This window comes from Novosphingobium mathurense (assembly GCF_900168325.1).
Taxonomy (GTDB): domain Bacteria; phylum Pseudomonadota; class Alphaproteobacteria; order Sphingomonadales; family Sphingomonadaceae; genus Novosphingobium; species Novosphingobium mathurense.
Map to the genome: position 1 here is coordinate 1125461 of NZ_FVZE01000001.1, position 22775 is coordinate 1148235.

Sequence of the window (22775 nt, forward strand, 5' to 3'; positions counted from 1 at the left end):
CTCCGCCGAACCAACAGGCGTTCAATCCTCGTCGTGAGCCGGTGCGATCGGCTTGCCGCTAAGGTTCAGGCGGATTTTCTCGAGAGTTTCGAACAACTGGGCCTGTTCGGCATCCGAAACACCGGCGAGGGCCAGGTCGGAAATTTCAACCGAAAGCGGTTCAAGCTGCCCGACAAGTCCCTGCCCGCGTTCCGTCAGGAACAGGCGCCAGGCCCGGCGATCGGTGGGATCGGCGCGGCGCTCAACCAGCCCTGCATCCTGCATGCGGTCAATCATGCGACCGGCAGTAATCGGCTCAACTTCGAGGATCTCGGCCAGTTCGCCCTGCTTGATGCCTTCATGGCGTCGCAAGACGTAGATGACCTGCCACTGGGGGCGCGTGATGCCGATTTCCCGCGCGCGCTGGTCGAATCTGCGACGCATCAGCCGCGCGACCTGCCCCAGAAGTGTGCCGAGCCTTCGTTCCATGGCCGAAAACTTAGTAGGCTTGCTTATTATTGACCAGTGCAAATATTGCGTCGGTCAGTGCACGATGCAAATGCCTTGCGGGGATCCAGCTGCAATGCCGGATCACCGCAAGCACCTGAATCAAAAGAAGGCTTTCACTTCGCGCAGGACCATCTCGGCATGTTCCTTACGGCAGATCAGCAGGTCGGGCATGTAGACGTCCTGCTGGTTATAGACGAGCGGGTTGCCGTCGATGCGCGACACATGCAGGCCCCAGCCAAGCGCGACCGCAGCAGGCGCGCAGCTGTCCCACTCGTACTGACCGCCCGAGTGCAGATAGATATCCGCTTCGCCGCGCAGGATCGCCATGGCCTTGGCACCGGCAGAGCCCATGGGCACGAGTTCGCCGCCAATCGCCTCGCACACGCCGGTGGCCTCCTTGGCCGGACGGGTGCGGCTTACCACCATGCGCAGCTTTTCCGGTGCAGCGGGAAGTTCACCCGGCTGATCCGACCGCAGGACCTCGCCAAGCCCGGGCAGCGCAACCGCGCCCAAGACCGGCACGCCATTTACCGCCAAGCCGACGTGGACGGCCCAGTCGGCACGCTCCTCGCCATATTCACGGGTACCGTCGACCGGATCGACGATCCAGACGCGCTCCTTCGAGAGGCGTTCAGCGTTGTCCTTTTCCTCCTCCGAAAGCAGTCCGTCATCCGCACGCTGCTGGCGCAGCGCGTGGACGAGGAACTGGTTCGCCGTCTGGTCCCCCGCCTTGCCGAGCGACTTGCCCTCGAACATGCCGGATTCACGCACCTCGATGAGGATCTTGCCGGCGACCCCGGCAAGATGTGCGGCAAGATCGCCGTCAGTCATCATCATGCGTCTCCCAGAAGCGTGTCGACGATCAGGTTCGCCGCCTCTTCAGGCGACATCTTCGTCGTGTCGATCCGGATTTCCGGGCTGCGCGGGGCTTCGTAGGGGCTGTCGATGCCGGTGAAGTTCTTCAGCTCACCGGAACGCGCCTTCTTGTAGAGGCCCTTGACGTCGCGGGCTTCGGCCACCTTGAGCGGCGTGTCGATGAAGACCTCGAAGAATTCGCCGTCGGGCAGCATCGAACGTACCATTTCGCGATCCGCCTGGAAGGGCGAGATGAACGCGGTGATGACGATCAGGCCGGCGTCCGCCATCAGCTTCGAGACTTCGCCGACGCGGCGGATGTTCTCGATGCGGTCGCTTTCGGTAAAGCCTAGGTCCTTGTTCAAGCCGTGGCGCACGTTGTCGCCATCGAGCAGGAAGGTGTGCCGGTTCATCCGGTGCAGCTTCTTCTCGACCATGTTGGCGATGGTCGACTTGCCCGAACCGGAAAGACCGGTAAACCAGAGCACTGCCGGCGTCTGGTTCTTGAGCGCTGCATGCTGCTTGCGACCGATGTCGAGCGCCTGCCAGTGCACGTTCTGCGAACGGCGCAACGAGAAGTTGATCATGCCCGCCGCAACCGTGGCGTTGGTCATCTTGTCGACGAGGATGAACCCGCCCAGCGCCCGGTTGTCCGCATAGGGCTCGAACACGACCTGCTTGTCGGTCGTGATTTCGGCCACGCCGATCTCGTTCAGTTCAAGCGTCTTGGCCGCCATGTGCTCCATGGTGTTGACGTTGACCGTGTACTTGGGCTCCTGAACCGTGACCGATACGGTCTGCGTGGCAAGCTTGAGCCAGTAGGCCCGGCCCGGCACCAGTGCCTCGTCGGCCATCCACACGATGGTGGATTCGAACTGGTCGGCCGTCTGCGGCGGATTGTCGGCGACCGAGATCACCGAACCGCGCGAACAGTCGATCTCGTCCTCGAAGCAGACGGTGACGGACTCGCCGGCCACTGCCTCTTCGATGTCGCCGTCGAAAGTGACGACCTTGCTGACGGTGCTGGTCTTGCCCGAAGGCAGGACACGGATCTTGTCGCCCGGCTTGACCGCACCGGTGGCGATGAGACCGGAGAACCCGCGGAAGTCGAGGTTCGGGCGGTTGACCCACTGCACCGGCATGCGGAACGGCTTGTCAGCGTCGACCGAGCTGATGACCTCGACGGTCTCGAGATGCTCGACGAGCGTCGGGCCCTTGTACCAGGGCGTGTTCGCCGAAAGCGTCGTGATGTTGTCGCCCTTGAAGCCCGAAATCGGCATGGCCGTGAAGCTCTCTATGCCGATCGAGTTGGCGAACCCAGTGTAGTCGGCGACGATCTTGTCGAAGACTTCCTGGCTATAATCGACGAGGTCCATCTTGTTGACGGCCAGGACGATGTTCTTGATGCCGATCAGGTGGCACAGGTACGAGTGACGGCGCGTCTGCACCAGCACGCCCTTACGCGCGTCGATCAGGATCACCGCGAGGTCGGCGGTCGAGGCGCCGGTCACCATGTTGCGGGTGTACTGTTCGTGGCCCGGGCAGTCAGCGACGATGAACTTGCGCTTCTCGGTGTTGAAGAAGCGATAGGCGACGTCGATGGTGATGCCCTGTTCGCGCTCGGCGGCGAGACCGTCGACCAGCAGCGCGAAGTCGATTTCCTGCCCCTGCGTACCGACCTTCTTCGAATCCGAAGTCAGCGCGTCGAGCTGGTCCTCGAAGATCATCTTCGAATCGTAGAGCAGACGCCCGATCAGCGTGGACTTGCCGTCATCGACGCTGCCGCAGGTGATGAAACGCAGCATCGTCTTGTGCTCATGCTGCTCGAGGTAGGCGTCGATGTCCTGCGCGATCAGCTCGTCGACGACGTACACCGGCTCGTTCCGGGTCTTGGTGTCGGTCATCAGAAGTACCCCTGCTGCTTCTTGACTTCCATGCCGGCACCGCCGGCATCCTTGTCGATGGCGCGGCCCTGCCGCTCGGACGTGGTGGTGAGCAGCGTTTCCTGGATCACCTCGGGGAGCGTCTTCGCCTCGCTCTCGACAGCACCGGTCAGCGGGTAGCAGCCCAGCGTGCGGAAGCGGATCGAGCGCATGACCGGCTCTTCGCCGGGCTTCAGCGGGAAGCGTTCATCGTCGACCATCAGCAGCATGCCGTCGCGCTCAACGGTCGGGCGCTTTTCGGCGAAGTAGAGCGGAACGATCGGAATGTCGTTCAGGTGGATGTACTGCCACACGTCGAGCTCGGTCCAGTTCGAGATCGGGAAGACACGGATCGATTCCCCGCGCGCCTTCTTGGCATTGTAGAGGTTCCACAGCTCGGGCCGCTGGTTCTTCGGGTCCCAGCCATGCGAGGATGTGCGGAACGAGAAGATGCGCTCCTTGGCGCGGCTCTTTTCCTCGTCCCGGCGCGCACCGCCGAATGCGGCGTCGAAACCGTACTTGTCGAGCGCCTGCTTGAGCCCCTCGGTCTTCCACATGTCGGTATGGAGCGAACCGTGATCGAAGGGGTTGATGCCCTTCTCCTGCGCTTCGGGGTTCTGGTAGACGAGCAGATCCATGCCCGAGAGTTCGGCCATCTTGTCGCGCAGCTCGTACATCGCCCTGAACTTCCAGGTCGTGTCGACGTGGAGTAGCGGGAACGGCGGCGGCGAGGGATAGAAAGCCTTGCGCGCAAGGTGCAGCATGACGGCGCTGTCCTTGCCGACCGAGTAGAGCATCACCGGCCTTTCGGCTTCGGCAACGACTTCCCGGATGATGTGGATGCTCTCGGCCTCCAGCCTCTCGAGGTGGGTCAGTGTCTTCATCTCAATCCCTTCGCGTGGGCTTCGGCGGGGATCGGCACGGCCGTCGCCCGTCTGTCGCGCATGTCATTGCAGGGATGACTTTTGCGCGAACCTCCCATATGGGAGGGCATGGCTCTGACCAGCACCGACGAAACCGATCTGATCCTCCCCCTGTTCACGGGAATGCGCGAGAATCCGCGCTTCGCGACGTTCCTCGAGCGCCTGCGCCGCAGGACGGATGCAAACCATATCGGACTCATCCATCGCACTCACGATTGGGCCGGGAAGCGTGAGGCCACCTATTTCGCCGGGGAGGACCTGCGCCGCCGCGCAGTCGAGACCGGCAGTCCCGATCCATTCGAGACCGACCACGCGCTGTTCGAACAACTGCGGTCAAACCGGGTGTACAGCCTCTCCGAACTCGTCGAACACGACCCTGTCGCCCGAGCCGCCCGCGCACGCAGAATGGCGAACCTGGGCCTTGCCGACGAGCGCATCGTGCGCATCACAGATGGCGAGACCTTCACAGCGTGGCTCATGCTGGCCCGGAGCAAACCCTGCTCCGCCGCCGACAGCGCCCTGCTCTCCAACCTCGCTCCTTATGTCGCAATCGCGCTGGGCAATCTGGTGGCCGCCGAACGCGACCGCCTGCTTGCCCGGATCAATTCCCTGAGCCTCACCCGCGCCGGTCGGGGCTGGATGACCTTCGACCGCGAGCAACGCCTGACCGCCATCGATCCCGAGACCGCGTCCTACTGGGAAAGGCATTGCGGCGGCGAACCGCGCATCGGCGAGCGGCTGCGCGCACTGGACCACGGCGCGGAACGCGAGCTGGCGATGGCTATCACCGATCTGTCAGACAATCCGCAGCATCCGGCGCACCCCGTCCTGCTGCGCCGGGCCCCCCGGATGGAAGCGCTGTTGATGGCCATGGACGGAGGGAGCGAGCAGCCCGGAGATATTCTGGCGCTCGTCCCTCTCCCGCACGATTCGCCGACACAGGGCGCGACGCGGCTTTCACAGGTTCACGATCTGCCCCCGCGCGAAGCCGAGCTTGCCATGGCACTGGCCGGTGGACACTCCATCGCCGAAAGCGCCGAGCGCATGGGCCTTACGCTGGAGACCGCGCGGAACTATTCGAAGCGGCTCTACGCCAAGCTGGGCGTGCGCGGTCAGGCCGAACTGGTACGCCTCGTCTACGAGAGTACCGCGGTCCTCGCCTGACCGCGAGGTATCACGGCATCGCGGCGGCAATCGCCTCGTTGAAAGCCTTTACCGCGGCCACCTCGTCGCCGTTCCAGACCGCCCCCGACACGGCAAGGAAATCCGCCCCTGCCGCAACGAGCGATCCGCAATTTTCAGGCGTGATGCCGCCGATAGCAACACAGGGGATCTCGAAGATACGCTGCCACCATTCGAGCAGGTCGAGGCCCGCCTTGTGCTTCACGTCCTTGGTGGTGGTGGGAAAATAGGCGCCGAAGGCCACGTAGTCGGCCCCTGCATCGCCCGCTTCCATGGCGAGGTGGCGACTGTCGTGACAGGTCACGCCGATCTGCGCATCGCGGCCCAACGCCTTGCGGGCCTCCTCGACGGTACCGTCTTCCTGTCCGAGATGCACGCCGTCCGCGCCCAGGCGCTTGGCGAGGCTGATCGAATCGTTGACGATGAAGGCGACATCCCGCTCGGCGCAGATCGCCTGGAGCGGCTCGGCAAGCCGCGCGGCCTCGTGCTGGTCAATGTCCTTCACACGAAACTGGAAGGCCGCGACCGGCCCCGCGTCGAGCGCGCGGGCAAGGCGCTCGGGAAAGTCCCCGTCCACCTTGAGCGGAGAGATCAGGTAGAGCAGCGTCGGCTCGCGCGCGATTTCGTCCTGGTCGGCTTGGTCGGTGTCGATTTGATCGGTCATGGCAGCCCTCTAGCCCTGCACGCGCCTTGCGCCAAGCATTCCGGAGCGGTTCATCTGCCGCATGTTGTGATCGCACCCATGATCGCAAGACAATCCTATCTTCTGCTCGCCAGTCTGGCGGCAGGCTTCGCCCTTGCCGGGTGCACCATCATTCCTCCGGCAGAGCCACAGTCCGCCCCGCTGCCACCACAGGAACAGACGAACGACGCCCCCACGGGCGAGCAGGCTCCCCTCACGTACGCAGCCCTTGGCCAGAGCGTCTATGTCGACGGTCCGCGCGTCATGCCGCTGGAGGTCCTCGAAGACAGCCGCTGCCCGATGAACGCCCGCTGCGTCTGGGCCGGACAAGTCCGCCTGCGCATCCGGATCGATCTGGGCTCCGGCAGCACCACCCGCGAGATCGCCTCCGGCAATCCGCTTCAGGTGGCCGACGGCAGCCTGGAACTCGTCGAAGTACGACCAGACCGGGTGGCCGGAGGCGAAAGCGGCGGCGTGATCGATCCGGGCACCTATCGCTTCGGCTTCCGCTTCATGGGCGGGCTCTAGGCGGCAGCGTCGATCGCGCACTCTGTGCAGCCATGCCAGCCCAGCCCGCGACAGGTCTCGTAGCCGGGAGTCAGGCCATAGGCGACGATCCTGCCGTCCTTGCTGTCACAGCCCCACTCTGCCTCGGGCTTGAGCGGATAGGTCTTGCCGAATGCACCCGGCTCGGTCGATGCGATGACCCGGTAGCGGGAATCGGGCAGCATGACCCTGGAATGCTTGCGCACTTCCAGCGAAAGAGAAATGCCCCCTACGATGGACCGTGCCGGAACCAGTCCTCGCGCGACACATCGGCACCGATGACGCCGCGGTAGCGCTCGGGCCGGCCATTGGCGATGACATTGCCGGAACGATCGGCAATCGAGAGATCGAGATAGACGGTGCAGGACCACAGGATCGTGGCGAGCCGGGATGCGGCATGGGCAACGGCTTCGTCACTGGGCTGCTCGGCCACACCGACCAAGGCACTGTCGGTCGCCCACCAGCGTACATCGCAGGAGCGTTCGTAGAAGTTACGGTCCATGATCTCCACGGCATTGCGCGCCATGTCGGCATAGCGGCTGGGAGCACGAAAAAAGGCGGCGCCCGCTCGGGCACCGCCTTTCCGCAAGCCGGTAAGATCAGACCGGTCAGGCCGCCGCAGCGGCGCCAGCCTTCTGGGTCGAACCCTTGTAGATCTCGTCTATCGCAGCGCCGAGCGAGGCGTCGAATTCCTCGTCGCTCATCTGCGCACGCAGGTCCTGCAGCAGCGCGCGGCTGAAGCTGGCGATGATGCCCTTGTTCTTGGCAAGCTCGACGCAGGCCTCGGGACGCTCGTAGCCGCCCGAAAGCGCAACAACGCGCAGCACCTTGGGATGTTCGACGAGAGCGTCGAACGTGCCCGGGACGACCGGCAGCGAAAGCTTGAGCATGACCTGCTGGCCTTCCGGCAGCGCGTCGAGGTTCTTGAGGATCTCGGCGAGCAGGAGCTTGTCGCACTCGGCGCGCGTCTTGCTCTTGATGTTCACCTCGGGCTCGATGATCGGCATCATGCCGTGCGAGAGGACCTGCTGGCCGATCTCGAACTGCTGCTTGACCACGGCGGCGATGCCTTCGGCGTTCGCCGAATTGATCACCGAACGCTCCTTGGTGCCGAACACGCCCAGCGCCCTGGAACGTTCCAGCAGCGCGTCGAGCGTCGGCATCGGCTTCATCAGCTGCACGCCGTTGGCTTCATCCTCGAGACCCTTGTCGATCTTGATGAAGGGCACGATGCCCTTGTTGATCAGCGCGGTCGGAGTGGGAACGCCGTCAACCTGGCCGTCCATGGTGCGCTCGAACAGGATCGCGCCGATGACCTTGTCGCCGGTGAAGGCAGGAGAAGAGATGATGCGGCTGCGCATTTGATGGATCAGACCGAACATTTCCTCTTCGGTCGACCAGGCGCCTTCCTCGATGCCGTAGCCCTTGAGGGCCTTCGGCGTGGAGCCGCCGCTCTGGTCGAGCGCGGCTATGAAACCGTCTCCATCGGCCATCTTGGCCGTCATCTGTGAAACTTGCATGGTTCTCCTCCTGGTTGTCTCACGTGTTGATAATCGGGGCTATCTACGGGGGTGCTGGCGCGCAACCTCGGCAAAGGGCTTAATCCGCTCAAGCGCCTTTGCCTCGCGAGGTGCGGTTCGCGCTCAGGCCTCCAGCACGGCGACGCCGGGCAGTTCCTTGCCTTCCATCCATTCGAGGAAAGCGCCGCCGGCCGTCGAGATATACGAGAAGTCCTGCGCCACGCCCGCGTGGTTGAGCGCAGCAACGGTATCGCCGCCACCGGCCACCGAGATCAGCGAACCCTCCACGGTCAGGGCCGCGGCCGTGCGTGCGAGGGCGACCGTCGCCGCATCGAAAGGCACAGTTTCGAAGGCACCCATGGGACCGTTCCAGACGAGCGTGCGGCAGGTCTTGAGGACATCGCCAAGCGCCTCGACTGCAAGCGGGCCGACGTCGAGGATCATCTCGTCGGCAGCAACCTCGTGGACGTTGCAGGTGCGCAGCGACGGCGGGTTGGCCGCGAATTCCTTCGACACGACCACCTCGTAGGGCAGATGCACGGTGCAGCCGGATTTGTCAGCGTCTTCGAGGATCTCGTTGGCGGTGCCGGTCAGGTCATGCTCGCAAAGCGACTTGCCAACATCGACGCCCTTGGCGGCGAGAAAGGTGTTGGCCATGCCGCCGCCGATGATCAGGTGATCGACCTGGCTCACAAGGTGCTTGAGCACATCGAGCTTGGACGAGACCTTGGCGCCGCCGACAACGGCCGCCACCGGCTTTTCCGGTGCCCCGAGCGCCTTGTCGAGCGCTTCAAGCTCGGCCTGCATCGATCGGCCCGCATAAGCCGGCAGGACGCGGGCCAGGCCCTCGGTCGTCGCATGCGCACGGTGCGCGGCAGAGAATGCGTCGTTGACGTAGAAGTCGCCGTTCTCGGCAATCGCCTTGACGAAATCTGGGTCGTTCTTTTCCTCGCCCTTCCAGAAGCGCGTATTCTCGAGGATCGCAATGTCGCCGGGACGCAGGATGTCGACCGACTGCGCAACTACGGGACCGGTGACTTCGGGCACGAACATGACTTCCGTGCCCAGAACCTTCTCGACCGCGCCGACCACCATCGAGAGCGACAGGGTAGAGGAGCGTTCCCCCTTCGGACGGCCGAAATGGGCCAGCAGCAGGACCTTGGCCCCCTTCCCGGCCAGCTCCAGAATCGTCGGAGCAGCCGCGCGAATGCGGGTCTCGTCGGTTACCGCGCCGCCCTGCATCGGCAGGTTGAGGTCGACGCGCACCAGCGCCACCTTGCCGTTCACGTCGCCCAGGTCATCAAGGGTCTTGAAAGCGCTCATTGCTCGATCCTTACTTCGTTTCCGACGGCGATTTCGCCATCGTCCAGCACCCGGCCCAGCACGCCGCCACGCCAGTCCGGCGCCAGCGCGGCCATCAGCCCGGGCTTGATTTCATCCATGCGGCTGCATGGATCGCATTCCATGGTTATCTCGATGCGGCAGTTCGGCCCGATCACGATCACCGCACCCGCTTCTCGCGGCAGACGAAGGCCCGAGACGCACAGGTTCGCCCGCCGGGCATGCCACGGCAGGAGCGCATCTTCGGAAATGTGCAGATCGTGCAGCGCTGCGTGCCAGCTCTCAAGCTCGATCAACGAGACCTGCCGGCGCGGCTGCCGCTTGCGCCCGTCCGGGCCCTGACGCACGACGCCGCGAAAGTCCCCTTGGACTCCCGCGGCGGCAGTGACGGCGACGGACGGTAATTCCTCCATGGCACCACGCGATCGCGAACGCCGCGCTATGCCAAGGAGTGTGCCCGTCGCCGGATTCACTTTCAGAGGAACTTCGCCATCGCACCCGCAGTGTCGAGCATGCGGTTCGAGAAGCCCCACTCGTTGTCGTACCAGGATACGACGCGCACGAACTTGCCTTCCATGACGGCCGTTTCGAGGCTGTCGACGGTCGAGCTCGCCGGGTAGTGGTTGAAGTCCGAGGAGACCAGCGGCTGATCGGTGTAGGCCAGAACGCCCTTCATCGCGCCTTCCGACGCAGCCTTGAGCGCGGCGTTGATCTCTTCCTTGGTGGTTTCGCGCTTCGGCACGAAGCACAGATCGACCAGGCTGACGTTCGGGGTCGGCACGCGGACCGAAGAACCGTCCAGCTTGCCCTTGAGTTCCGGCAGCACGAGGCCGACCGCACGGGCAGCGCCGGTGGTGGTCGGGATCATGTTGGCGGCACCGGCGCGGGCGCGGCGCAGATCGCTGTGGATCTGGTCGAGCATGCGCTGGTCGTTGGTGTAGCTGTGGATCGTGGTCATGAAGCCATGCTCGATGCCGACGGTGTCGTTGAGCACCTTGGCAACCGGGGCGAGGCAGTTCGTGGTGCACGAAGCGTTCGACACGATGATGTGATCAGCGGTCAGCGTCTCGTGGTTCACGCCGAAGACGACGGTGTTGTCGACGCCGGTGGCCGGAGCCGAGATCAGAACGCGCTTGGCGCCCGCGTCGAGGTGCGGCTGCGAAGCTTCCTTAGACTGGAAGAAGCCAGTGCACTCGAGAACGATATCGATGCCCAGTGCCTTGTGCGGCAGCTTGCCCGGCTCACGCTCGGCAGTGACGACAATGTCCTTGCCGTTGACGGTGATCTTGCCTTCGCCGGCCTCCACGGTGCCGGGGAAGCGGCCGTGGGTGCTGTCATAGGCAAAGAGGAGAGCGTTCGACTTGGTGTCGGCCAGGTCGTTGATCGAAACGAGGTCGAGACTGCAGTCCGGGCGCTCGAGAATAGCCCGGGCGACAAGGCGTCCGATACGTCCGAAACCGTTGATAGCAACCTTGGTCGCCATAAAATTCTCCTCCTTTAGGCGCTTAGCTTATCAAGAATCTTGGGCACGATGGATTCGGCGGTGAAGCCGAAGCGTGCAAACAGGTCCTTTGCCGGCGCGGACGCGCCGAACCGGTCGATGCCGATGTTGAGACCGCCGTTGCGGCTTGCAGCGGTATAGCGCTCCCAGCCCAGGGTCGAACCGGCCTCGATCGAGACACGCAGGATCGACGGATCGTGCGGCAGCACTTCGTGCTTGTACGCTTCATCCTGCGCTTCGAACAGCTCCATGCAGGGCATCGAGACGACATCGGCGCCGATATCCTGCGATTCCAGCTGCTCTGCGACCTTTACCGCCAGTTCCACTTCGGAACCGCTGGCGACCAGGATCACCTTGCGATCGGCCGAAGCATGCCGAAGCGTGTAGGCGCCGCGCGCGGAGAGCATGTCACCGCTCTTGCGAAGCTGCGGCAGGTTCTGGCGGGTCAGCGCGAGAACCGAAGGCGTGTCCTTGGACTGCAGCGCGATGTTCCAGCACTCGGCCGTCTCGATCACGTCCGCAGGGCGGAACACATAGAGGTTCGGGATCAGGCGCAGGCTCATGACCTGCTCGATCGGCTGGTGGGTCGGGCCGTCCTCGCCCAGACCGATGGAATCGTGGGTCAGGACGTAGATCGCGCGGGTCTGCTGCAGCGCCGAGAGGCGGATCGCATTGCGGCAGTAGTCCGAGAAGATCAGGAAGGTGCCGCCGTAGGGAATGACGCCGCCGTGCAGCGCCATGCCGTTCATCGCCGCGGCCATGCCGAATTCACGGATGCCGTAATAGACGTAGCGACCGGCGTAGTTGTCCGGTGTGAACGGCTCCTGGCACTTGGCCTTGGTGTTGTTCGAGCCGGTAAGGTCAGCCGAACCGCCGACCATCTCCGGCACTACCGGCGCCAGTACGTTGAGGCAGTTTTCCGAAGCCTTGCGGGTGGCGACGGTGGTGTCTCCATCGAGCCAGCCAGCGAAAGTCTTCGCGGCCTCGTCGCCTTCCGGCAGGTCGCCGGCCATGCGGCGGCTGAATTCGGCAGCGTCGGCACTGGCAGCCAGACGGCCTTCCCACTCAGCACGGGCCTTGGCGCCGGCTTCGCCCAGCGAACGCCAGTCGGCAAGGATTTCGGCCGGGATCTCGAAGGGAGCTGCCGTCCAGCCCAGGTATTCGCGCGCAGCGGCGACTTCATCGGGGCCGAGCGCGGCGCCGTGGACGTCGTGGCTACCCTGCTTGTTGGGCGCTCCCTTGCCGATCACCGTCTTGCAGGCCACGAGCGAAGGCTTGTCCGAGGCAGCGGCTTCGGCCAGCGCACGCTCGATGTCGGCGAAATCGTGACCGTCGCACGAGAAGACGTCCCAGCCGGTGGCGCGGAAGCGCGCGGGGATGTCCTCACTCGTCGACAGCGAGGTATCGCCGTCGATGGTGATGTTGTTGTCGTCCCACAGAACCTTGAGGCGGCCCAGCTTGAGATTGCCGGCAAGGCCGATCGCCTCGTGGTTGATGCCTTCCATGAGGCAGCCGTCGCCAGCGATGACCCAGGTCTTGTGATCGACGAGGCCGTCACCGAAAGTGCCGTTGAGCTGACGCTCGGCCATCGCCATGCCGACCGCCATCGCAAGGCCCTGGCCCAGCGGACCGGTGGTGCACTCGACGCCCGGGATCAGGAAGTTTTCCGGGTGGCCGGCGCAGACCGAGCCGAGCTGGCGAAAGTTGCGGATGTCGTCCATCGTCGGGCTGGCGTAGCCGGTCAGGTGGAGTAGCGAGTAGATCAGCATCGAGCCGTGACCGGCCGACAGCACGAAGCGGTCGCGGTCGGGCCACTTGGGCGCGGCAGGATCGAACTTCAGGAACTTGGAGAACAGCACCGTGGCGACATCGGCCATGCCCATCGGCATGCCGGGGTGACCGCTGTTGGCAGCCTGGACCGCATCCATCGAGAGCGCCCTGATGGCGTTGGCCATCGGCGCGAGGCGGTTGGGGGCAAGGGTCATCTGGTGGCTCCCGAAAACGGAAATTACTGGGCGATTCGAAATTCCGGACCCCCTTTAGGGAGAGGCGGCTCCCCGTCAAGTTCGCCAGTCAGTTTCGCGCGACCGACCAGTTGAGCAGCACGTCGAAATGATTGTGAACAACAAGGGCCAATTGCTTGCGTTTTATCTGCTTTCCGGTAGCCAAAGAACGATGGAACAGGCGGCGATCTGTGAAGCACTGCAAAGGATCGAGGCAGCGCTTGCGCGTGTCGAGGGAGCAACTCGGCAGGCCGTCAACCTGCGCGGTCGCCACGAGGCCCTGATCGAGCAGCACGAAGCCCTCGCCACCCGGCACGTGACGCTCAAGTCCAGCGTCGAGCAATCGCTGTCCCGGATCGACGGACTGATCGGACAGGCCGATAAATGATCCGGCGGATCCCGAACGATTTTTCGAAGCCCCTGAAGTCATGAGCAACGTCACCCTTTCCATCGGCTCACGCCGCTTCACCGTCGCCTGCGCCGACGGCGAGGAAGCCCACGTCGCCGAACTGGGAGACCTGATCGACGCGAAGGTCAACCAGGCTGGCGCCCAGGGCCAGACCGAAACGCGCATGCTCCTCTTTGCAGCACTCCTGCTGGCAGACGAGGTCCACGAGCTGCGCCGCTCGGGCACGAACGCCCCTGCCCCGGCAGCAGAACTGCCCGAGGATCTGGCCGAACGCCTTGCCCAAGTGGCCGACCGGATAGAAAATATCGCAAACCTCCTTGAGGCTGGCGCCGGCAACGCCTAACTAGGGCTCGACGGGATCTGCCCGGCACGAGCCGTTCGAACATCCCTGAGGCTATAAGCAATCCAAGGGGGCTGTCCCTGCCCGGACCCTGGTCCGACGCACATGGCTCCCACCTGACGTTGAGGCGTCAGAGGATTTCTAGGAAAACGACCCACGGTGGACCCGTCACCCCCATTTCCCGCGAATGAAGCGAAGGCCCGGCTGCGCAGGGCCTTCCGGACCGCACGGCGCGAGCATGTCGCCGCGCTGCCGCAGGGCATGCGCGCGCTCATGCTCAACCGGCCGCCGTCGCCCATTGCGCAGATGATGCCTGAAGGGGCCGTGATCGGCCTCTATTACCCGGTCGGCGACGAAGCGCCTTCGCTGGGCTGGGCGCGCTGGCTGGTCGAAAACGGCCGCCGCATTGCCCTGCCCGCTTTCGAATCGCGCGAGAGTCCGATGGAGTTTCGTGCCTGGACCGATCCCTTCGTCGACGACGAACTGGCAATCTCACCATGGGGCGGGTTGCAGCCCGACCGCCCTCTTGAGCCGCTGATCCCCGATCTCGTCGTCGTGCCGCTGATTGCCTTTACAGAGCGCGGTGAGCGTCTCGGTCAGGGCGGCGGACACTACGACCGCTGGCTCGCCGCCAATCCGCATGTACGTGCCATCGGGCTTGCATGGGATTGCCAGATCGCCGATGCGCTTCCGATCGAGGATCACGACAGGCTTCTCGAAGCCGTCGTGACGCCGACCCGGATCTATCAAGGAAGCGAATGAGATGCGCGAGACACCGACATGGCGAATCCCGATCGGGGTCCTGGGTCTGTGCGTCGCGCTTGCGGTCTACAGCATTCTCATTGCGACTTACGTGCCGCCGCTGATCGGCAACTGGCATACCCTGGCGCAGACGCCCGTCTACGTCGTGCTCGGCGTCGTGTGGATCATGCCCCTGCGACGCTTCCTGATCTGGATGGAGACCGGTCGCTGGGGCTGAGCCTTTTGCAGCCGCGGACAGTTCCCGAATTTCGTCACGGACGGCCGCCTGCGCGGCCATCCAGTGCAACCCTGAACCAATGCGGATGATGCAAGCCTAAGGGTGATCGAGTCGCTGCCTCGGCACCCTCGCCGGGTCTGCCAGACATCGCCTGCAGGATGCTGATCGCAAAAAGAAAAAGGCCGGGACAAGCCCGGCCTTTTCTTCTGATGATCCACCTCAGGACGTTCCTGAAATGGCGCGAGTGACGGGGCTCGAACCCGCGACCTCCGGCGTGACAGGCCGGCACTCTAACCAACTGAGCTACACCCGCTCATCAGTGAAAAGAACTGCACCTGAGTTCTTTCTATATCCCCTGTTTTCACAGGTTTTTCCCAAGTGGCGCGAGTGACGGGGCTCGAACCCGCGACCTCCGGCGTGACAGGCCGGCACTCTAACCAACTGAGCTACACCCGCGTTCTCGTGCGGTGCGTCCGCTTGGGAGCCGCGCCACTAAGACAGGCTCACCGGGCTGTCAACTGCCTTGAGAGGGTAAGTGGATTTTTTGCGCGCCCTGCCCTGACAGGCTCGCGCAAGGCCGTCGCAATCAAGTCCGCGTTAACCATATTTTGGCGAATTGGCCGTCAATCTCCCCTGCATCGCCAACAGGCCAGCGGGGCTGTCCATATCCTATGAAAAGCCAGTTTATCCTTCTCGCCGCCATGACGCAGGCGCTGTGTGCGCCGGCCCTGGCCCAACCGGCAGCGCCGGTCTCCGTCGCCACCGACAGCGCCGTCTTCGTCGAGAAAGTCATGGCAGATTCGAGCAGCCGCCTCGAGCCGGCCGCGCGCCTATCGCGCGGCGACAAGGTCGTGACCGTCGTCACCTGGTACCGCATGGGCGGCAACGGAGGCTTCGTCATCACCAACCCGATGCCCGCGAAACTCGCATACGAAGCGAGCGCGAACGAGGGACAGGAAGTGTCGGTGGACGGCGGCCGCACCTGGGGCCACCTCGGCGCACTGCGCAAGGGCGGGCGAATGGCGACCGCTGAGGACGTCACCCATGTGCGCTGGCGCATTCCGGCAGGCCGCGCTGCGCACGGCCGCGGCCAGCTCGCCTACAGCGCCATCGTGCGCTGACGCCCGATTTTCGGTGAAAGCGGGACGGCGGCCCGCACTCTGGAGCAAGCCGCCCTTCCCGTCCGTTCCTAGCCGGCGAGGATCAGCGCCGGTGCCTCGATCAGCTTCTTGAGATCCTGCGCGAAGCTGGCGGCATCCCAGCCGTCGACCACGCGGTGGTCGCAGCTCATCGAAATATTCATCGTCTTGCGCTTCTCGATCCGCTCCACACCGCCGGCATCGCGCACGAACATCGGGCGCTCGACGATGCGGTTGGGGCCAAGGATCGCCACTTCGGGACGATTGATGACCGGCGTCGTCGCCACCCCACCCATCGGGCCGAGCGAAGTGATGGTGATCGTCGAGCCGGACAGCTCCGAAGACTTGGCCGAACCATCGCGCGCAGCCTGTGCGAGGCGCGAAATCTCGCTCGCCAGCTGCCACAGGTTACGGTCCTGCGCATCGCGGATCACCGGGACCATCAGGCCCGCCGGGGTCTGCGCCGCCATGCCCAGATGGACCGAACCGTAACGCGTCACCACGCCCGCCTCGTCGTCGTAATGGGCGTTGAGCATCGGGTACTTGGGGATCAGCTTGCAGATCGCTGCGATCAGGAACGGCAGCATCGTCAGCTTCGGACGATCCCCACGCCCTTCGTTGAGCTGCGCGCGGGTTTCCTCCAGCGCCGTCACGTCGAATTCCTCGACATAGGCGAAATGCGGGATCTGGCGCTTGGATGCCGCCATGTTCTCGGCAATGCGGCGCCTCAGGCCGATGACGCGGACCTGCTCGTCCCTGCCCTTGAGACCGGCTGGCTGGAAGCCACCTGCAGCGTTGTACGAGAGGAAGGCATCAAGGTCGGAATGGCGGATGCGGCCATCCTCGGCCGGGCGAACCTCTCCCAAATCGATGCCGAGGTCTGCGGCACGCTTGCGCACCGCAGGGCTCGCCATGACGCGTGCGTGGCTGTGCGTGCGTGCCGCCACGGGGACCGGTGTCGGAGTTGGCGCAGGTGCAGGCTCGCGCGCCGGACTCATTTCGGCAATGGGAGCGGGAGCCGGTCCTGGTGCAGGCGTGGGCGCGGAAGCCGGTTCGGGAACCGGCGGCTGGGACGCTTCCTCCGCCACTTGCGCGGGTGCTGCGGCGGGGCGCCAACCCTTGCCGTCGCGTTCATTGCCCTCGCCTTCGACTTCGATCACCACCAGCGGCGAGCCGATGGCAATGACGTCACCCTCTGCCCCGGCGACTTCGATCACCTTGCCCGAAACCGGGCTCTCCATCTCGACCGTCGCCTTGTCGGTCATCATGTCCGCAACGCGGCCGTCCTCCTCTACCATGTCGCCGACTTTCACGTGCCAGGCGACGATCTCGGCTTCGGCAATTCCTTCCCCGATGTCGGGCAGGCGGAATGTATAGCGACCCATCGGATCAATCCTTCATGAGCCGGTCGACCGCCTCGCCGATGCGGACGGGACCGGGGAAATAGGCCCACTCGAGGCTGTGCGGATACGGGGTATCGAACCCTGTCACACGCTCGATCGGCGCCTCGAGATGGTAGAAGCAGCGTTCCTGGACGAGCGCGGAAAGCTCGGCACCGAAACCCGAGGTGCGCGTCGCCTCGTGAACGATCAGACATTTGCCGGTCTTTTCCACCGACTTTTGCACAGTCTCGATGTCTAGCGGAACGAGCGTGCGCAGGTCGATGATCTCGGCATCGACGCCCTTTTCGGCGAGGACCGCCTCGACCACGTGGATCATCGTGCCATAGGCCAGCACAGTCATCGCCGCGCCTTCGCGAACCACCCGGGCCTTGCCAAGCGGGATGGAATAGTAGCCTTCCGGCACCTTGCCGCCGGCGTGGTTCTTCCAGCTCTTCGACGGATTGTCGTAATAGCCATCGAAGGGGCCGTTATAGATCCGCTTGGGCTCGAAGAAGATGACCGGGTCGTTGTCCTCGATCGCGGCGATCAGCAGGCCCTTGGCATCGTGCGGGGTCGACGGGATCACCGTCTTGAGTCCTGCAACGTGGGTGAACAGGGCTTCCGGACTCTGGCTGTGGGTCTGGCCGCCGAAGATGCCGCCACCGAAAGGAGAACGCACGGTGATCGGCGCCACGAACTCCCCTGCCGAGCGGTAGCGCAGACGCGCCGCTTCCGACACGAGCTGATCGAGACCGGGATAGATGTAGTCGGCGAACTGGATCTCGGGCACCGGGCGCAGGCCATAGGCGGCCATGCCCACTGCGGCACCGATGATGCCGCATTCATTGATCGGCGAATCGAACACGCGGTTCTTGCCGTACTTGCCCTGCAGGCCCGCAGTGGCGCGAAACACGCCGCCGAAATAGCCCACGTCCTCGCCCAAGATCACGACGTCGGGGTCGCGCGCCATCATGACGTCGAGCGCCTCGTTGATCGCCTCGATCATGTTGAGCGAGCGCGTCGGGGCATCGTGGAGGCTTACTGCATCTTCTTCGAGCATCGCCCTTACTCCTTCCACTCGGGCCACTTCGTCTGGCGTTCGCGAATGGCCTGCTCGGCCTGTTCCTCCAGATGCCAGGGAAGTTCCTCGAAGACATCTTCGAACATGGTGTGAAACGGGTGGTGCAGTCCATGGCCGAGGATGCCGTTCTTTTCAGCCTCCTTGGTTGCCGCCTTCACGTCTTCCGCCAGTTCGCGGTCCATGTCGGCGTGCTGTTCTTCCGACCATTCACCGATTGCGATCAGGTAATTCCTGAGCCGCATGATCGGATCGCCCAGCGGCCATTCCTCGCGTTCGTGCGCCGAACGGTAGGCACTGGGATCGTCCGAGGTCGAATGTCCCTCGGCGCGATAGGTGAAATGCTCGATAAGCGTCGGGCCCATGTTGGCGCGGGCGCGGTTTGCCGCCCATTCCATCGCCGCATAGACTGCCAGCGCGTCATTGCCATCGACCCGCAAACCGGCAATGCCGTAGCCCGCGGCGCGAGCGGCAAAGGTCGTACGCTCCGCCCCGGCAAAACCGGAGAAGCTGGAGATCGCCCACTGGTTGTTGACTACGTTGAGGACGACCGGCGCGTTGTAGACGGCAGCGAAAGTCATGGCCGCGTGGAAATCGCCCTCGGCGCTGGAACCCTCACCGATGAAGCTGGTGGCGATGCGCGTATCGCCCTTGATCGCGCTCGCCATCGCCCAGCCCACCGCCTGCGGGAACTGCGTGGCGAGATTGCCCGAGATCGTAAAGAAGCCATAGTCGCGCGCCGAGTACATGATCGGCAACTGGCGACCCTTCAGCCGGTCCGCGCGATTCGAGTAGATCTGGTTGATCATGTCGACCAGCGGGTAGCCGCGCGAAATCAGGATGCCCTGCTGGCGATAGCTGGGGAAGACCATGTCATCGCCCGCAAGCGCCAGGGCGCACGCGACCGAGATCGCCTCCTCGCCGGTGCACTTCATGTAGAAGCTGGTCTTGCCCTGCCGCTGGCCACGATACATGCGATCGTCGAAGGCGCGGGTCAGCGCCATGTTGCGCAACATGCGGCGCAACGATTCCGGATCGAGATTGGGGTTCCAGGGACCGACTGCCTTGTCGTCGTCGCCCAGGACGCGGATCATGTCGGTGGTGAGAGGCCAGGTCTCGCTGGCCTCGCAAGCCTCGTCGGGCCGCGCCAGCTTGCCTGCCTCGGGAATTTCGAGGTGCGAGTAATCGACCTTGTCGCCCGGCCGGTACTTCGGCTCGGGCACATAGAGTTCAAGCGGCGGCAAGTTGCCGCGCGGCTTTCCAGACCTGACCGGACTTTCGCCCATCTTCGTTCTCTCCCGCCAGTTTCGGCCCGTGAGAACTCCACACACCGGGAGAATCGGCGTGCATCAAAATTCTACGGTTAAGTCATAATATTTCAAACCTCGGCAATGTCAATCAGACCGCAACCGGTGCGGAGATATGCGACTGGGGTGCATATCCGCGCACTTCGAAGTCCTCGATACGATAGTCGAAGACACTGTCCGGACGCCTCAGGATCTCTAGCGTCGCCTGCCCTTCGGGCTCGCGGGAAATCTGCTCTTCCACCAGCGCACCGTGGTTGAGGTAAAGATGGACATCACCCCCTGTCCAAACGACTTCACCCGGTTCCAGGTTGCATTGCTGCGCGAACATGCGGGTCAACAGCGCAAGCGACCACATGTTGAAGGCGAAACCCAGCCCCAGGTCGCAGCTGCGTTGGTACAGCAAGCACGATAGGCGGCCATCCGCGATGTGGAACTGGTAGGTCTTGTGGCACGGCGGCAGCGCCATTGCGTCAAGCTCGGCGACGTTCCAGCCTTCGATGATGTGGCGACGGCTACCCGGATTCGTCTGCAGGGATTCGATCACCTGCGCGACCTGGTTCACGCCCTGCTCGCGCAGACGGAACAGACCGTTCCCGGCATCTTCATAGACCGGCCAGTCCACCCACTGCTTGCCGTAGACCGGTCCAAGATCGCCCCACTGCTCGGCAAAGGCAGCATCGGCGACGATCCGGTCTGAAAAGTCCACGCGCGAAATGTCGTGGCCGGTCTCGCGCCGATAGCGAGCGAGCGGCCAGTCGGTCCAGATCTGCACGCCCTGCGCGCACAGCGAGCGGATATTGGTGTCGCCGGTCAGGAACCAGAGCAATTCGCGCGTCGCCGTCTTCCAGTAGACCCGTTTGGTCGTCAGCAGCGGCATGGCCCCGCCTGCAAGATCGAAGCGAATCGTTGCGCCGAAGATCGAGCGGGTTCCGACACCGGTGCGATCCACCCTCTCATCGCCATGTTCCCAGATCCGGCGCATGAGATCGAGATATTGCCACTCCCAGTGAGGCGCGCGGCCTGTGGCGGACGATTCGGATTGAAGCAGTGTCGATGGCGCGTTCATGCGCGCAGCCTAGACCTGCCTGCACGCAGCGAAAAGAGCCGTTCCGCGCGATTTCCCCGCCCACGCGAGTCAGTACGGGCGCGACCCATGCATTACCGTGATGAAGCCCCTTTCCTCCGGGCTTGCCCGTAGGCTCGGCTTTCCGTCACCGCAGGACCATCGGGTGCAAAACGATTGCATGGCTCAATCGCTCAGATCGCTGCTTTCACGGTGCCTGCCCGGTCCGCTTGCCCTGCAAGGGATCGTCGCCGGCCTCGTGTTGATCGTCGCGCTGTCTCCTTCCGAAGGCGGCGCTGCGATCTATCTTCCGTTCGACGGAAGCGGAGCAGCCCGTACCGTCGCCTGGTCGCGCGAACGCGGCGCAGAAGTGGTTGCAAGAGGCCCATACGAGGGCGCTTTCATTCTGCGCATCCCGCAAGGCCATCATGCCATGGAAGCCTTGCGGCAAGGCGCCCTGCTGATCTCGGTTCCGGAATTCCTGTGCGGTTCGCCCGATCCATCAAAGAAGACATAACCGGTCATGAACGAACTCGACGAAATGCGCCGCAAGGGCGCCCAGATTCTCCTTGCCATTTCCTGGCTATGCGTTGCCATCATCGCAGGCTGCGCCTGGGCCTCGGGCTCGGGTCCGGCCCCCGCCCTGCTGGCGGCTGCGGTCACCATCGTGCCCACGCTCCAGGTCCTGGGCCGCAACAGCGGACTCCAGGCCCGGCTTGCCCTTGGCCTGGCCATTCCGCTCTACCCGGCCATCATGTTGTGGCAATGGAGCGGTGAGAGCTGGATGCTCGACATCCACATGACCTTCTTCGCCGCCATCGCCATGCTCACCCTGCTCGCCGACTGGCGCCCGGTGCTGCTCGCTGCCGGCGTGACCGCGGTCCATCACCTCACCACCAATTTCGCGGCTCCTTCGCTCGTCTTCCCCGACGGCGCGGACTTTGCCCGCGTGCTGCTCCATGCCGTCATCGTCGTTCTGGAAACCGGCGTTCTCGTCGTGCTCTCCGGCGGGTTCGAGCGGCTGGTCATCGATCAGGCGGCAGCGCACGAAGCGCGCGCGAATGCCGAGAAGACCGCCCAGATCGAACGCACCCGGGCGGCAGAGGACCAGAAACAGGTGATCGACCAGATCGGCCGGGGTCTGCGCGGCCTTGCCTCGGGCGACCTCTCGCTGCGCCTTTCCGACGCCTTCCCCGAAGGCTATGAGGAACTGCGCGGATACTTCAATTCGGCCGCCAGCGATCTCGACGACATCGTGCGCGACGTCACCCGCTCGGCCGGGCAGATCGAATCGGGTTCGCGCGAAATTCGCAGCGCCAGCGACGACCTTGCGCTGCGCACCGAGCAGCAGGCAGCGACGCTGGAAGACATTGCCAATACCCTGCGCCAGCTCAGCACGACCGTGCAGGCCAATGCCAAGAGCGCACAGAATCTGCAGGCCAATGTCGCGCGGGCGCGCAGCGATGCGCTCTCCGGTAACTCCGTCGTCGCGAGCGCCGTGGGCGCCATGGGCGAGATCGAACGATCCGCGGACGAGATCCACCAGATCATCACCCTGATCGACGGCATCGCCTTCCAGACCAACCTGCTCGCCCTCAATGCCGGCGTCGAAGCGGCGCGTGCGGGCGAGGCGGGCAAGGGCTTTGCGGTGGTCGCCAACGAAGTGCGCGCCCTGGCGCAGCGCTCCGCGGAAGCCGCCAACCAGATCAAGGACCTGATCGGCACGTCCTCGGTGCAGGTCTCCGAGGGCGTGAAACTCGTCGGCCAGTCGGGCGAATCGCTGATGACGATCGTCTCTGGCATTGCCGAGATCGACGAGGCGATTGCCCGCATAGCCAGTGTATCGCAGGAACAGGCGGTGGAAATCGGCCGCATCAACGAACGCATCGCCCGCCTCGATTCAGCGACGCAGGAAAATGCGGCCATGGTCGAGGAAGGCACGGCAGCCGCCCGCCACCTTTCGAGCGAAGCCGAAGGCATGACCCGCACCGTCGCCCATTTCCGAGTTTCGGGCCAAAAGAATGCCGGGAAGCAGGACGGTTCCTGTGCAAAACTCCTTCAAGCCGCATAAAGTCACTTTGGCCCCTTGCCAGCCCCGGAATCGCTCTCTATAG

25 protein-coding genes and 2 tRNA genes are annotated in these 22775 nt (G+C 64.1%); 8 read left to right on the plus strand and 19 right to left on the minus strand.

Going from position 1 to position 22775, the window contains the following annotated elements; genetic code table 11:
- Positions 1-21: 21 nt before the first annotated feature.
- From B5483_RS05395 to cysD, 4 genes are all read right to left on the minus strand, one after another.
- Positions 22-468 (minus strand): MarR family winged helix-turn-helix transcriptional regulator, encoded by a 447-nt coding sequence (locus tag B5483_RS05395; protein ID WP_079729675.1) that lies wholly within the window; start codon positions 466-468, stop codon positions 22-24.
- A 120-nt stretch (positions 469-588) separates the two neighbouring features.
- Positions 589-1326 carry a 3'(2'),5'-bisphosphate nucleotidase CysQ gene (locus tag B5483_RS05400; RefSeq protein ID WP_079729676.1) on the minus strand — a complete coding sequence of 246 codons (738 nt, stop codon included), beginning with the start codon at positions 1324-1326 and terminating at the stop codon, positions 589-591.
- The gene (cysN, locus tag B5483_RS05405; protein ID WP_054947387.1) at positions 1323-3248 is read right to left on the minus strand and encodes a sulfate adenylyltransferase subunit CysN; all 1926 of its coding nucleotides are present in this window, start codon (positions 3246-3248) and stop codon (positions 1323-1325) included. Before cysN ends, B5483_RS05400 begins: the two co-directional genes overlap by 4 nt.
- The gene (cysD, locus tag B5483_RS05410; RefSeq protein ID WP_054947386.1) at positions 3248-4150 is read right to left on the minus strand and encodes a sulfate adenylyltransferase subunit CysD; all 903 of its coding nucleotides are present in this window, start codon (positions 4148-4150) and stop codon (positions 3248-3250) included. Before cysD ends, cysN begins: the two co-directional genes overlap by 1 nt.
- 108 nt (positions 4151-4258) lie before the next feature.
- On the opposite strand from cysD, the gene B5483_RS05415 reads away from it, so the two are divergent.
- Positions 4259-5353 carry a helix-turn-helix transcriptional regulator gene (locus B5483_RS05415; RefSeq protein ID WP_079729677.1) on the plus strand — a complete coding sequence of 365 codons (1095 nt, stop codon included), beginning with the start codon at positions 4259-4261 and terminating at the stop codon, positions 5351-5353.
- A gap of 10 nt (positions 5354-5363) precedes the next feature.
- On the opposite strand, the gene thiE is transcribed toward B5483_RS05415, so the two are convergent.
- Entirely contained in the window at positions 5364-6035 is a 672-nt protein-coding gene (gene thiE / locus B5483_RS05420; protein ID WP_054947384.1) for a thiamine phosphate synthase, read from the minus strand.
- Positions 6036-6113: 78 nt separating this feature from the next.
- Here thiE and B5483_RS05425 point away from each other — a divergent pair, with 78 nt between their 5' ends.
- Positions 6114-6581, plus strand: coding sequence for a hypothetical protein (locus B5483_RS05425; protein WP_245828822.1), 468 nt, complete (start codon positions 6114-6116; stop codon positions 6579-6581).
- Here B5483_RS05425 and B5483_RS23425 read toward each other — a convergent pair.
- The 8 genes from B5483_RS23425 to B5483_RS22790 all read right to left on the minus strand — a co-directional run bounded on the left by B5483_RS23425 (position 6578) and on the right by B5483_RS22790 (position 13415).
- Positions 6578-6784, minus strand: a complete 207-nt coding sequence (locus B5483_RS23425; RefSeq protein WP_054947382.1) for a hypothetical protein — start codon at positions 6782-6784, stop codon at positions 6578-6580. The two genes, B5483_RS05425 and B5483_RS23425, sit on opposite strands and share 4 nt — an antisense overlap.
- Positions 6785-6828: 44 nt before the next feature.
- Positions 6829-7125, minus strand: coding sequence for a hypothetical protein (locus B5483_RS23430; RefSeq protein WP_245828823.1), 297 nt, complete (start codon positions 7123-7125; stop codon positions 6829-6831).
- Positions 7126-7207: 82 nt separating this feature from the next.
- Positions 7208-8119 (minus strand): fructose bisphosphate aldolase, encoded by a 912-nt coding sequence (locus B5483_RS05435; protein WP_079729679.1) that lies wholly within the window; start codon positions 8117-8119, stop codon positions 7208-7210.
- Positions 8120-8242: 123 nt separating this feature from the next.
- Positions 8243-9442 (minus strand): phosphoglycerate kinase, encoded by a 1200-nt coding sequence (locus tag B5483_RS05440; RefSeq protein WP_079729680.1) that lies wholly within the window; start codon positions 9440-9442, stop codon positions 8243-8245.
- Complete coding sequence (locus tag B5483_RS05445) at positions 9439-9873, minus strand: MOSC domain-containing protein (RefSeq protein ID WP_079729681.1); 435 nt, start codon at positions 9871-9873, stop codon at positions 9439-9441. The genes B5483_RS05440 and B5483_RS05445 overlap by 4 nt, the downstream gene beginning before the upstream one ends.
- Positions 9874-9935: 62 nt before the next feature.
- On the minus strand, positions 9936-10943 hold the full coding sequence (gap, locus tag B5483_RS05450; RefSeq protein WP_079729682.1) for a type I glyceraldehyde-3-phosphate dehydrogenase: 1008 nt from the start codon (positions 10941-10943) through the stop codon (positions 9936-9938).
- Between the two features lie 14 nt (positions 10944-10957).
- Positions 10958-12946, minus strand: a complete 1989-nt coding sequence (gene tkt / locus B5483_RS05455; RefSeq protein WP_079729683.1) for a transketolase — start codon at positions 12944-12946, stop codon at positions 10958-10960.
- Positions 12947-13034: 88 nt separating this feature from the next.
- Complete coding sequence (locus tag B5483_RS22790) at positions 13035-13415, minus strand: hypothetical protein (protein WP_176167950.1); 381 nt, start codon at positions 13413-13415, stop codon at positions 13035-13037.
- Between B5483_RS22790 and B5483_RS05465 the strand changes: the two genes are divergently transcribed.
- From B5483_RS05465 to B5483_RS05475, 3 genes are all read left to right on the plus strand, one after another.
- Positions 13393-13716 (plus strand): cell division protein ZapA, encoded by a 324-nt coding sequence (locus tag B5483_RS05465; RefSeq protein ID WP_079729685.1) that lies wholly within the window; start codon positions 13393-13395, stop codon positions 13714-13716. The genes B5483_RS22790 and B5483_RS05465 overlap by 23 nt on opposite strands.
- A gap of 156 nt (positions 13717-13872) precedes the next feature.
- Complete coding sequence (locus B5483_RS05470; protein ID WP_054947373.1) at positions 13873-14475, plus strand: 5-formyltetrahydrofolate cyclo-ligase; 603 nt, start codon at positions 13873-13875, stop codon at positions 14473-14475.
- A 1-nt stretch (position 14476) separates the two neighbouring features.
- The gene (locus B5483_RS05475; protein ID WP_079729686.1) at positions 14477-14692 is read left to right on the plus strand and encodes a DUF2842 domain-containing protein; all 216 of its coding nucleotides are present in this window, start codon (positions 14477-14479) and stop codon (positions 14690-14692) included.
- 236 nt (positions 14693-14928) lie between these two features.
- Here the strand turns inward: B5483_RS05475 and B5483_RS05480 are convergent.
- Both B5483_RS05480 and B5483_RS05485 read right to left on the minus strand, forming a co-directional pair.
- Positions 14929-15005 (minus strand) — tRNA-Asp (locus tag B5483_RS05480).
- 66 nt (positions 15006-15071) lie between these two features.
- Positions 15072-15148 (minus strand) — tRNA-Asp (locus B5483_RS05485).
- Between the two features lie 215 nt (positions 15149-15363).
- Here B5483_RS05485 and B5483_RS05490 point away from each other — a divergent pair.
- Positions 15364-15813, plus strand: coding sequence for a hypothetical protein (locus tag B5483_RS05490; RefSeq protein ID WP_079729687.1), 450 nt, complete (start codon positions 15364-15366; stop codon positions 15811-15813).
- Between the two features lie 68 nt (positions 15814-15881).
- Here B5483_RS05490 and B5483_RS05495 read toward each other — a convergent pair whose 3' ends face one another.
- The 4 genes from B5483_RS05495 to thyA form a co-directional block, all read right to left on the minus strand.
- The gene (locus B5483_RS05495; protein ID WP_079729688.1) at positions 15882-17216 is read right to left on the minus strand and encodes a dihydrolipoamide acetyltransferase family protein; all 1335 of its coding nucleotides are present in this window, start codon (positions 17214-17216) and stop codon (positions 15882-15884) included.
- Between the two features lie 4 nt (positions 17217-17220).
- Positions 17221-18273, minus strand: coding sequence for an alpha-ketoacid dehydrogenase subunit beta (locus B5483_RS05500; RefSeq protein ID WP_054947369.1), 1053 nt, complete (start codon positions 18271-18273; stop codon positions 17221-17223).
- Between the two features lie 5 nt (positions 18274-18278).
- Positions 18279-19577 (minus strand): 3-methyl-2-oxobutanoate dehydrogenase (2-methylpropanoyl-transferring) subunit alpha, encoded by a 1299-nt coding sequence (locus B5483_RS05505; RefSeq protein ID WP_079729689.1) that lies wholly within the window; start codon positions 19575-19577, stop codon positions 18279-18281.
- Positions 19578-19689: 112 nt separating this feature from the next.
- Entirely contained in the window at positions 19690-20664 is a 975-nt protein-coding gene (gene thyA / locus B5483_RS05510; RefSeq protein ID WP_079729690.1) for a thymidylate synthase, read from the minus strand.
- Positions 20665-20842: 178 nt separating this feature from the next.
- Here thyA and B5483_RS05515 point away from each other — a divergent pair, with 178 nt between their 5' ends.
- Both B5483_RS05515 and B5483_RS05520 read left to right on the plus strand, forming a co-directional pair.
- Positions 20843-21178, plus strand: coding sequence for a hypothetical protein (locus B5483_RS05515; RefSeq protein WP_054947366.1), 336 nt, complete (start codon positions 20843-20845; stop codon positions 21176-21178).
- A gap of 6 nt (positions 21179-21184) precedes the next feature.
- Complete coding sequence (locus B5483_RS05520) at positions 21185-22732, plus strand: methyl-accepting chemotaxis protein (protein WP_079729691.1); 1548 nt, start codon at positions 21185-21187, stop codon at positions 22730-22732.
- Positions 22733-22775 lie beyond the last annotated feature (43 nt).